At 70.0% G+C, this 10,575-nt stretch carries 7 protein-coding genes and 2 pseudogenes; 2 read left to right on the forward strand and 7 right to left on the reverse strand.

Translation table 11 applies throughout. From position 1 onward, the window contains the following. Nucleotides 1-44: 44 nt before the first annotated feature. From ASE28_RS18215 to ASE28_RS18240, 6 genes are read right to left on the reverse strand one after another with little or no spacing between them, the layout of a single operon-like run. Entirely contained in the window at nucleotides 45-1,157 is a 1,113-nt protein-coding gene (locus ASE28_RS18215) for a lipocalin-like domain-containing protein (protein ID WP_200963967.1), read from the reverse strand. 26 nt (nucleotides 1,158-1,183) lie between these two features. Then, on the reverse strand, nucleotides 1,184-2,263 hold the full coding sequence (locus ASE28_RS18220) for a PLP-dependent cysteine synthase family protein (RefSeq protein WP_057267906.1): 1,080 nt from the start codon (nucleotides 2,261-2,263) through the stop codon (nucleotides 1,184-1,186). 40 nt (nucleotides 2,264-2,303) lie between these two features. Next, complete coding sequence (locus tag ASE28_RS18225) at nucleotides 2,304-4,895, reverse strand: FtsX-like permease family protein (RefSeq protein ID WP_057202199.1); 2,592 nt, start codon at nucleotides 4,893-4,895, stop codon at nucleotides 2,304-2,306. Between the two features lie 20 nt (nucleotides 4,896-4,915). Next, nucleotides 4,916-5,572 carry an ABC transporter ATP-binding protein gene (locus tag ASE28_RS18230; RefSeq protein ID WP_057267907.1) on the reverse strand — a complete coding sequence of 219 codons (657 nt, stop codon included), beginning with the start codon at nucleotides 5,570-5,572 and terminating at the stop codon, nucleotides 4,916-4,918. Next, on the reverse strand, nucleotides 5,569-6,540 hold the full coding sequence (miaA, locus tag ASE28_RS18235; protein ID WP_057267908.1) for a tRNA (adenosine(37)-N6)-dimethylallyltransferase MiaA: 972 nt from the start codon (nucleotides 6,538-6,540) through the stop codon (nucleotides 5,569-5,571). The genes ASE28_RS18230 and miaA overlap by 4 nt, the downstream gene beginning before the upstream one ends. After that, nucleotides 6,527-7,768: a multidrug effflux MFS transporter gene (locus tag ASE28_RS18240; RefSeq protein WP_057267909.1), complete on the reverse strand. Its 1,242-nt coding sequence runs from the start codon at nucleotides 7,766-7,768 to the stop codon at nucleotides 6,527-6,529. Before ASE28_RS18240 ends, miaA begins: the two co-directional genes overlap by 14 nt. Nucleotides 7,769-7,916: 148 nt before the next feature. Between ASE28_RS18240 and ASE28_RS18245 the strand changes: the two are divergent. After that, nucleotides 7,917-8,645 (forward strand): annotated as a pseudogene (locus ASE28_RS18245) (serine hydrolase domain-containing protein); the annotation flags it as partial. A gap of 270 nt (nucleotides 8,646-8,915) precedes the next feature. After that, nucleotides 8,916-9,575: pseudogene (locus tag ASE28_RS18250) on the forward strand (serine hydrolase domain-containing protein); the annotation flags it as partial. Here ASE28_RS18250 and ASE28_RS18255 read toward each other — a convergent pair. Next, nucleotides 9,535-10,446 (reverse strand): alpha/beta hydrolase, encoded by a 912-nt coding sequence (locus ASE28_RS18255; RefSeq protein WP_057267910.1) that lies wholly within the window; start codon nucleotides 10,444-10,446, stop codon nucleotides 9,535-9,537. The pseudogene ASE28_RS18250 and the gene ASE28_RS18255 overlap by 41 nt on opposite strands. Nucleotides 10,447-10,575 lie beyond the last annotated feature (129 nt).

Genomic DNA, 10,575 nt, shown 5'->3' on the forward strand with positions numbered 1-10,575 from the left:
TCCTCAGCACAGGCATGCTGCAACCACCAACCACCAACCACCAACTACAACTTCAAAGCCCTCGCATACCCCGTCATCTCCAGATACCCCTTCCCCACCACCGTCCCCTCCCGCACCAACTCCGACAACCCCTCCCAGTAGATAGCCCCCGTAGACGCACTGCTATCGAGCTCCTGGTTGTCCAGCAGGCTGCGCACCAGAAACACCCCCACGGGCGTCTGCACCCGCCACTGCACCGGATACCGCGCCCCGCTCACAGCGCTCGTCCACCACCGTTCGGGCGTGAACGCCACCTCGGTTGCATCGAACACGCGTGCCACCTGCCCCGGGGCACGAAACGACCCTCCGGCCCACAGCGCAGACCCATCCGCACGCCGCAACCGGAACGCCGTGAGCGCACTGCCATCGAGGAGGTTCATCCCGATCCAGTCCCACCCCTGCGCCTCGGGGTGCAGCAGCGCCTCGCTCCACTCATGGTCCATCCAGGCGCGGCCACCTCCTGGGTCGATGGCCATGCGCTTGCCATCGAGCACTATGGTGCCGCCCACGGCCAACTGAGGTTGGCTGTAGTAGTAGCTGGCCTGGGTGCTCTCGGGGCCCTTGCGCGAGAGGCCCTCACGGCCCTGCAGCAGCACAGGCTGGGTGGCGTCGAACTCCAGTTGCAGGCCGAAGTGCTCGCCCTGGATGCGCGCGGCATAGTGCCCACCTTGGCCATCGGACCGATCGCTGCGCACCAGGCTCCAGTCCTGCAGGCGGATGGCCGTGTCGGCCTCGCTGGCCTGGGCCACGCCGAAGCCTGCACGGGCGATGCGCTGGTCGTGGTGCAGGCGCAGGCCTTTCAGGTCGGTGAGTGCCGCATGGGCGAACAGCAACTGCTTGGCCGCGAAGGCCGATTGGATGCCCTGTGCGGTATCCACGCGCGAGCGAAAGAACGTGACCTGGAAGCCCCATCCGCGGCCGCCTGCCAGTGCGTACCCGGTGATGTACCACCACTCGGTGCGCAGCTCGGGGTGGCTGCCGTGGTCGCGGGGAAAGGCCAGAGTGCGCGGCGGCAGCGCATGGGCAGCGCTGCTCCAGGCGGCTGTACCCATGGCGCCTGCCATGCCCAGCACGAGCGCCTTGCGGCGCGTAGGGTCAGCTGGCAAAGGGGGAAACATCAACTGCCGCATGCGCATGGACCCGGTCAGTCCATCAGTGCCTGTACCTTGCGCTGCGCTGCCGTGCAGTCACCGAAATTCTTCGCCACCCATTCGGCGTTGAAGTACGTGGGCAAGTAGCGCTCGCCTGCGTCGCACAGCAGCGAGAGGATGGAGCCTTGTTCGCCGCGCTCGCGCATCTCGCGCGCCAGCGTGAGCATGGCCACGAAGTTGGTGCCGGTGGAGGGCCCTACGCGGCGCCCGAGCAACTGCGACAGCGCCTGCATGGCGGCCACCGACTCCACGTCGGCCACTTCCTGCATGCGGTCCACCAGGGTGCGGATGAAGCTCGGCTCCACGCGCGGGCGGCCGATGCCCTCGATGCGCGAGCCGGAAGCGGTCAGCGTGGCGTCGCCCGTGCGGTGGTAGGCGCTGAACACCGAGCCCGCAGGGTCAGCCACGCAGACCTCGGTGGCGTGCTGCTGGTAGCGCAGGTAGCGGCCGATGGTGGCGCTGGTGCCGCCCGTGCCCGCACCCACCACGATCCAGCGCGGCACGGGGTGGGGCTCTCGCGCCATCTGGGTGAACATGCTCTCGGCGATGTTGTTGTTGCCGCGCCAGTCGGTGGCGCGCTCGGCGTACGTGAACTGGTCCATGTAGTGGCCGCCCGCTTGCTCGGCGATGGCGCGGGCCTCTTCGTACACCTGGCCTGCGCTCTCCACCAGGTGGCAGCGGCCGCCATGGAACTCGATCTGCGCGATCTTCTCGGGCGAGGTGGTGCGCGGCATCACGGCCACGAAGGGCAGGCCCAGCAGGCGCGCGAAGTAGGCCTCGCTCACGGCGGTGGAGCCGCTGGAGGATTCGACCACCGTCGAGCCCTCGCTGATCCAGCCGTTGCACAGCGCATACAGGAACAGCGAGCGCGCCAGCCGGTGCTTCAAGCTGCCCGTGGGGTGCGTGGATTCGTCCTTGAGGTACAGGTCGATGCCATGCGCGCCATAGGCGGGCATGCGCAGCGGGATCAGGTGCGTGTCGGCACTGCGCTGGTAGTCGGCTTCGATGCGGGCAATGGCGTTGTGCAGCCAGGCGCTGGCATGCACGGGCGGGAGGGTCTTGGCAACGGTCATGGGGGGATTGTCTCGCAGTGCCCACCACCTGCCCATGGACTTACCAGTCTTCCTTGACGGCCATCACCGCATCGCGCCCCGCAGCGGCCCTCCCGGCCAGCCAGGCGGTCACCGTGCCCGAGATGACCACGGCCGCGCACAGCGCCGCCAGGCGCCAGCCCGGGATGCGCAGGTCCATGGTCCAGTGAAAGCTCTGCGGGTTCACCACGTATACCAGCACCACCGATACCGCCAGGCCCAGCAGCACCCCGGCCACGGCGCCCACGCCCGTCCAGGCGGCGCCCTCGGCCGCCACTACGGCCAGGATCTGGCGGCGCGTCAGGCCCAGGTGCGCCAGCAGGCCGAACTCCTTGCGCCGCGCCAGCACCTGCGCGCTGAAGCTGGCCGCCACGCCGAACAGGCCAATGCCGATGGCCACGGCCTGCAGCCAGTAGGTGACGGCAAAGCTGCGGTCGAAGATGTGCAGCGAGCGCTCGCGGATCGCGCTGGCGGACATGAACTCCAGGGGCAGCTCGCCTGCGCCACGGGCCGCCGCCAGGTCGCGGATGGCCTGCTGCAATGCCGCCAGGTCGGCGCCCTCGCGTGGCCACAGGGCCAGGTCGCTGGTGCGCGCGTCGCCCGTGAGGAGCAGGTAGTCGGCCCGGTCCAGTGCCACTGCGCCCGACTGGCGTGCATAGTCGCGCCAGACTCCGGCGACGAAGAAGCGCGGTGCGTCCACCCGGGTGCTGAACGCCCGCGACAGCCCATCCCACTGCATGCCGGCCGCCAGGCCATAGAGGTCCACCACGGCTTCGCTGATGTAGATGCCGATGCTGCCGGCGGGCACCGGCAGGGCCGTGCCCACCAGTGGCAGCTGGCGCGCCGGGTCGGCACCCAGCGGGCGGCTGATGAGCATGAGCGCAGGGCGCGAGGGGTCGAGCTGCAGCGGGCTGGCACGCAGCGACTGCACGCGCTCGATGTCCGGCAGCTGCGCCACGGCTTCGGCAAGGCCAGCGGGCAGCAGGGCGGCCTCGCTGCCTGCGCCGCCCAGCGCCGAGCGCACGTACAGCGGCGAGGGCAGCACCCCATCGAGCCACTGCGCGACCGAGCCGCGAAAGCTCGACACCATCACCGTGAGCGCCACGGCCAGGCTCAGGCTGGCCACCACACCGCCCACGGCAATGGCGGCGCTGCCGCGCATGCGGCGCGCGCGCTCCAGTGCCAGCAGGGGCAGGGTGTGTTGCGCGGCCAGCGGCTGCAGGCGTGCCAGCAGCGCCGCCATGCCGCGCGGCAGCAAGGCGATGCCGCCCACCAGCAGCAGCGCAATGGCGCCATAGGCTGCCAGCGGAATGCCGCCCAGGGGCGGCGCGAACGACAGCGCCACGCCTGCCGCCACCAGGGCCAGGCCCACGGTGCCCCGGTCGGCCCTGGTGGTGGCACTGCCCAGGCCCTTGAGCGTCTGCGCGGGTGGCAGGCTCTGCGCCGCGCGCGCGGGCCACCAGCCACCGGCCAGTGCGGCGGCAAGGCCCAGTGCGCCATAGATGGCCGCAGCCGGTGCGCTCCACTGCAGCGCCGGCTGCACGCCCGCGAAATAGCCGCCGCCCAGGTCCCCGCCCAGCAGGCGCAGCGCCGCTGCGGCCAGGCCCGTGCCCAGCGCGATGCCGGCCACGCTGCCCACCACGCCCAGCGCCGCCGATTCGGCCAGCACCAGGGCCAGGCGCTGGCGCGGCGTGGCACCCAGCACGGCCAGCAGCGCGAACTGCGGCCCGCGCTGTGCCACGCTGAGCGCCAGCACCGAGAACACCAGGAAGGCCCCCGTGAACAACGCCACCAGCGCCAGCACCGTGAGGTTGACGCGGTAGGCACGCGAGAGGTTGCTGATGCGCTGCGCCGCATCGCCCGGCTCGGCCAGTACGGCCTGCGCGGGCCAGCCGGGCAGGGCGCGCAGGCTCTGCATGAAGGCCTGGCGGTCGGTGCCCGCCTGCAGCTGCAGGTCGATGCGGGTCAGTTGCCCGGCACGGCCGAACAGATCTTGCGCGGCACCGATATCCATCACCGCCAGCGGCGCACCGCCTGCGCCCACCGTGCCTGCCACACGCACCGCCAGGCGCTGCAGGCCCGTGTGCAGGGTGATCTGCGGCAGCGGCGCCCCCGCGTCGGCAGGTGCGGTGGACAGCCCCAGTGCTTGCAGCGCCGAAGCATTGAGGAACACCGTGGCGGGCGAGAACAGTGCGAAGCGGTCTGCCTGGGCCCAGGGGCGCGGCAGGAGTGCCGGGGCCACGGCGGGCAGCAGCAACGCATCGGCCCCCAGCACGCGCAGCGGTACGCGCGCGGCTTGGGCGCCTGATGCACCCGCGGGCGCCGCCACCGCCGACAGCTCCAGCACCGGGCTGGCCCGGGCCACCTGCGGGTGCGTGGCCAGGCGACCGTACAGGGCTTCGTCCAGGCTGCCCTGCATCGCGCGCAGTTCCAGGTCGGGCTGGCCGTTGACGGCGCGCACCGCCTGCGAGAACTCATCGAGTGCCGAGGCATTGATCACATGCACCGCAAACGCCAGCGCCACGCCCAGCATGACGGCGACCACGGCTGCCAGGCTGCGCCAGGGGTGGTGGCGCAGGTCCTGCCAGGAGAAGGTGCGCAGCAGGGCGAGCATGGCGGGCGGGCCTGGCGCAGTCAGCCCGCGCCGATGCCGTCGCTGCGCAGCCGCAGCACCCGGTCGGCCCTCGCGGCGGCCGCATCAGAATGTGTGACCAGCACCAGCGATGCGCCGTGTTCGCGCGTCTGCGCGAGCAGCAGGTCCATCACGCGGGCGGCGGTGGTGGGGTCGAGGTTGCCGGTGGGCTCGTCGGCCAGCAGCAGGGCCGGGCGGTGCACCAGGGCTCGGGCAATGGCCACACGCTGCAGCTGTCCGCCGCTGAGCTGCTGCGGCAGGCGCGCGCCCAGCTCGGCCAAGCCCACGGCCGCCAGCATGTGCTGCACGCGCGCGGCATCTTTCTGGCCCAGCAGCATCAAAGGCAAGGCCACGTTCTGCGCCACGTCCAGATGCGGCAGCACGTGGAAGGCCTGGAACACGAAGCCCACGTGTGCGCGCCGCCACAGGGCGCGCGCCGTGTCGTCGAGCGTGCCCAGGTCGGTGCTGCCGTGCGTGATGCGCCCGGTGTCCCAGGTATCCAGGCCCGCCAGGCAGTTGAGCAGGGTGGACTTGCCCACGCCCGAGTCGCCCACGATGGCCACGAACTCGCCGGGCTGCACGGCAAAGTCGACACCAGCGAATACCGTGGCCTCGCCATAGTGCTTGCCCAGGCCGCTGACGGTGAGTGTGGCCGTCATGGCGCGGCGGCATCCAGCCGTGCCAACACGGCCTGCACCAGCGCGGCCGTGGCATCGGGATGGTCGCAGGCGATGGCATGGCGCGCGGGCATGCTGCGCAGCCAGGTGATCTGGCGCTTGGCGAGCTGGCGCGTGGCTGCGATGCCGCGCTCGCGCAGGCTGTCCATGGGGAAGGGGCCGTAGAGGCTTTCCCAGGCCTGGCGGTAGCCTACGCAGCGCATGGAGGGCAGGTCCGGGTGCAGGTCGCCGCGTGCGTGCAGGGCCTTCACCTCGTCCAGAAAGCCGGCCACCAGCATGGCATCGAAGCGCAGGGCAATGCGCGCATGCAGCCAGGCGCGGTCATCGGGTTCCAGGCTGAACAGGGCGGTGTCTGCCGCCACCTGGCTGGGGGCGCGGTCCTTGGCCGAGTGAAAGCTCGACAGCGGGCGGCCCGAGACATGCCATACCTCCAGCGCGCGCTGGATGCGCTGGCTGTCAGCCGGTGCCAGGCGCGCGGCGGTGACCGGGTCCACGCGCGCGAGTTCGGTGTGCAGTGCGGGCCAGCCCTGTTCGGCGGCCTGGGCTTCGATGCGCTCGCGCACGGCGGGGTCGGCAGCGGGCATGTCGTCGATGCCATCGAACAGCGCCTTGAAGTAGAGCATGGTGCCGCCCACCAGCAGCGGCAGCGCGCCGCGCGCGCGGATCTCGGCGATGAGCCGAGTGGCGTCCTGCACGAACTCGGCAGCGCTGTAGGCCTGCAGCGGGTCGCGGATGTCGATCAGGTGGTGCGGTACGGCGGCCAGCTCGTCCGCCGTGGGCTTGGCGGTGCCGATGTCCATGCCGCGGTAGACCAGTGCCGAGTCCACGCTGATGATCTCCACCGGCATGCGCGGCGCAAGCACGGCTGCCAGCGCCAGGGCACCAGCGGTCTTGCCCGAGGCCGTGGGGCCGGCCAGCGCGATGGCCGCAAGGTGTTCAGGCGCGCTCACCGGGATCTCCGAATTTCTGCACCAGCGTCCACGAGATCACGGCCAGCACCACCGACCAGAACCAGATGCCGTTGACCAGCGGCCACACCGTGCCATCCAGGCGCAGGCCCAGCCAGCCGCCGATGGCGAAGGCCGCCAGCATCATCATGAAGCCGTTGAGCGCCGAGGCCACGCCCGCCGCCTGGGGGAACGGCCCCACGGCGCCGCTCTGCCCGCAGGGCTGGTGGATGCCATGGGCCAGCATGAACAGGTAGAACGGCAGCAGCAGTGCCACGGGGTGGTGCCAGCCCATGAAGGCGACCAGCCCCATCAGCGTGCCGCCTGCCAGGCTCAGGCCGCCCGCAATGGCCACGGAGCGCTTGAGTCCGAAGCGGGCCAGCAGCCCTCGGCACAGGAAGGTGCCCGCAAAATAGGCCACGCAGGCCGATGCCATGGCCCCGCCGTACTGCGTGCGCGACAGGCCCAGCACATCGATGAACACGAAGGACGATGACGCGAGAAAGGTGAACAGCCCGCCATAGGTGGCCGTGGTCTGCAGCGAAAAGGCCCAGAAGGTCGGGTGGCGCAGCACCTGCAGCCAGGTGGCCAGCAGGGTGCGGGGCTGCAGGGCGCGCGGGTTGCGGTGCACCAGGGTCTCGGGCAGGCGCAGGGCCACCAGGGCCAGCGTGGCCACGGCATACACCGTGAGGGCCGAGAGCGAGGCACGCCAGCCCAGCCACTCGGCCAGCAGGCCGCCCAGCGGCGCGCAGATGCAGGCCACGAAGCCCAGGCCGGTGAGCGCCTTGGACATGGCGCGTGCACCCTCCAGCGGGGTGTACAGGTCGCGCACGATGGCACGCGCGCACATCACCACCGAGCCCATGGCCGCCCCCTGGGCGATGCGCCACAGGATCAGCAGCGACATGCTGGGCGCCAGCGCGCTGCCGATGGATGCCGCAGTGTAGATGGACAGCCCCACCAGCAGGATGGGCCGGCGGCCGAAGCGGTCCGACAGCGGGCCCCAGACCAGTTGCGAAGAGCCGAAGGCCAGCAGCAGGCCGCTGAGGGTGAGCTGGGCGGCGGACACGGGCGCACCCAGGCTGCGCGTGAGGGCTGGCAGCGCCGGCAGGTACAGGTCGGTGGTGACGGGCTGGATGCTCAGCAGCAGTGCCAGTATCAGGATGGCCAGGGCCGGGGAAATGGCAGCGGGCGCGGCCGGTTGGCGGGCGGTGGCGAAGGTGGCAGACATATCTGTCTGAGCGTACCAGATGGGTCGGGACAAACCCGCGCACGGGGCTTTCGCGTCGCTTGCACGACATTGCCGGGCCCATGCGCGCCCTACAGTGCATCGCGGCACTGGACGCCAGGCCCTCACCACAACAACAGGAGACAAGCGCATGCACCGCAGCAATCACCCCCTGACCCCCTCCCCATTTCGCAACCCCCTGAGCACCCTGGCCCGTGCAGCGCTGGTTGCGGTGCTGGGTGCGGCCTTGGCAGCCGCCCACGCACAGGCGCCCGCTGCGGCGCCGGCTTCGCCTGCGGCCGCTCCCGCTGCACCGGCCCTGCCGGCACCCGAATCTGTCTCGCTCGACAAGCTGGGCTACATGGGCACTTTTCCGCCCGAGGGCGCGCAGCGCGTGGACCTGAGCAACTCCTACAAGTACCCGCAGATGCGCTGGGCCCTGCAGCACCTGCGCGAGCTGCAGCCCACGCGCAATATCCGCCGGGGCGCGGCCCCTGCATCGGCCCTGCCGGCCGACCCGCGCCCGCTGGGCGCGTTCTCGTTCGACGACGACAAGGGCCAGCCCATCACCGTGGACCAGTGGCTCACCCGCACCTACACCGACGCCATCGTCGTGCTGCACAAGGGCAAGGTGGTGTTCGAGCGTTACGACAACCAGATGAAGCCCTGGACGCCGCACCTGCTGTTCTCGGTCACCAAGTCTTTCACGGGGCTGATGGCGGCCCAGCTGGCGCACGAGGGCAAGATCGACCCCGAAGCGCTGGTCACGAAATACGTGCCTGAGCTGGCCGATTCGGCATGGGGCGACATGAAAGTGCGCGAGGTCATGGACATGACCGGGGCCGTGCGCTTTCGCGAGGTGTACACCGACCCGACGACTTAGAACCTGTTCACGATCTCCCAGGGGTCGCGCAGCGGCCTTGGCGGGTGGTGTGCAAGGCGCGGTGCGCAGTTGATAGCCCGGCTATCAACAAGCGCCGCAACGCCGCAGACCGCCCGCCAAGGCCACTGCCCTTCGGGTTAGAGCGAAATCGGGCGATTGGACGCCCCGGCTGCTTGCATGGGCACGAGCCCATGCGGCGCACCCGAAGCATCCACTCATCCCGATTGCGCTCCAACGCGATCCCCTGCGAGATCGTGAACAGGTTCTGAAATCTTCGGCTACAGCTGGTCCGCCGGCATGCTGCCGCGCCCACCGGGCTACCAGGGTGCAACCAACATCTACGACTTCCTCAAGACCTTGAGGAAGGAGGGCGAGCATGGCGAAGGTTTCGTCTACCGCACCGTGCATTCCGAGGTGCTGGGCTGGATCGTCTCGCGCGCCACGGGCCGGCACTGGGCGGAACTGATGGGCGAGAACATCTGGCAAAAGCTGGGCATGGAGGAGGACGCCCATGTGATGGTGGACAGTGTGGGCACGCCGCTGCAGGGCGCGGGCCTGAACGCCACGGCGCGCGACCTGGCGCGCTTTGGCGAAATGCTGCGCCTGGGCGGCAGCTTCAACGGCCAGAAGATCTTCGACAAGGCCGTGATCGACGACACGGCCAAGGGCGGCGACCGCACCAAGTTCCAGTTCCGGGGCATCCAGACCGCGCGGCCCGGCTACAGCTACCGCAACCAGTGGTGGGTGCTGCACAACGCCGACGGCGCCTACGAGGCCTCAGGCATCCATGGGCAGATGATCCATGTGAACCCGGCCGCCGAGATGGTGGTCGTCAAGCTCTCCTCGCACCCGGTTGCCAGCGCTGCGGCCACGCAGGCGCTCACGCTCAAGGCGTGGTCGGCGCTGGCGCAGGCCGTTCGGCGTTGAGGCCCACGATGGGCGCGGGATCGCCCTCGTAGCCGGGCGGCGTGAGATGGAACAGCGAGACCAAGGCCTCGCGGTACATCTCCATGCCCACGTCGTTGGTGTTGTGGTGCGATCCCCCCTCCACCAGCACGAAGCGCTTGGGCTCCTGGGCGGCGTCGTACAGCTTGCGCCCGAGCGCCGGGGCGATCAGGCTGTCCTGGCTGCCATGCACCACGAGCAGCGGGGACCCGATCTCCGAGACCTTGCGCACCGATTCGAAGCGCTGCGTGATCAATGCCGACACCGGCAACCAGCCCCATTTGAAGGTGCTGAGCACCTCGGGGATGCTGGTGAAGGTCCCCTCGACCATGACGCCTTTTTCGTCCTTGACCTCGCGGGCCAGGTCGATGGCGATGGCCCCGCCCAGCGAGTGACCGAAGATGTAACGCGCCGCCTGGGGGTGGCGCTGGCCCAGCCAGTCCCAGGCAGCGTGCGCGTCCTCGGCGGCCATGGCCTCCGAAGGCAGGCCGGCGCTGCTCTGGCCAAACCCCCGGTAGTCGATGGCCAGCACCGAAAAGCCCAGTGCGTGCATGCGCCGGATGCGCGGCGATGAGCCTGCCACGTTCCAGCGTGCACCATGCAGGTACAGCAGCACCGGTGCGTCTGCACGGTCCGAGGGCATCCACAGCCCGTGCAGGCGCTCCGCCTTGTCCGTCGCTCGCGATGCGAAGTCGATCCACACGTCCTGCATGCCTTCGGTCACCCCCGTGCCGCCCCAGCTGCGGTTGCTGGGCTGGAAGATCCACTCGCGCTGCTTGGCATCGAGGGTCGAGCAACCAGCACTGACCGCCAGGGCCAGGACCAGTGAGAGCAGGAGGGCAGTGCGTTTCATTGCAGGAACTGACTCGCGTGCATGTAGGAAAGTTCTGATTTCCATTGCATGCATCGTGCCTGTTACGAAAAAACGCGGCCTCGGCCGTAATGCCGTTCACTTAAAGCGAACTTGCCTGATTGGATAGCG

Source organism: Acidovorax sp. Root219 (genome assembly GCF_001428665.1).
Taxonomy (GTDB): domain Bacteria; phylum Pseudomonadota; class Gammaproteobacteria; order Burkholderiales; family Burkholderiaceae_C; genus Acidovorax.

What these genes read in the sequence shown, in the direction of transcription:
- ASE28_RS18215 (WP_200963967.1), bottom strand. Translation starts at nt 1,157, where the DNA reads ATGTTTCCCCCTTTGCCAGCTGACCCTACGCGCCGCAAGGCGCTCGTG.
- ASE28_RS18220 (WP_057267906.1), bottom strand. Translation starts at nt 2,263, where the DNA reads ATGACCGTTGCCAAGACCCTCCCGCCCGTGCATGCCAGCGCCTGGCTG.
- ASE28_RS18225 (WP_057202199.1), bottom strand. Translation starts at nt 4,895, where the DNA reads ATGCTCGCCCTGCTGCGCACCTTCTCCTGGCAGGACCTGCGCCACCAC.
- ASE28_RS18230 (WP_057267907.1), bottom strand. Translation starts at nt 5,572, where the DNA reads ATGACGGCCACACTCACCGTCAGCGGCCTGGGCAAGCACTATGGCGAG.
- ASE28_RS18240 (WP_057267909.1), bottom strand. Translation starts at nt 7,768, where the DNA reads ATGTCTGCCACCTTCGCCACCGCCCGCCAACCGGCCGCGCCCGCTGCC.
- ASE28_RS18255 (WP_057267910.1), bottom strand. Translation starts at nt 10,446, where the DNA reads ATGAAACGCACTGCCCTCCTGCTCTCACTGGTCCTGGCCCTGGCGGTC.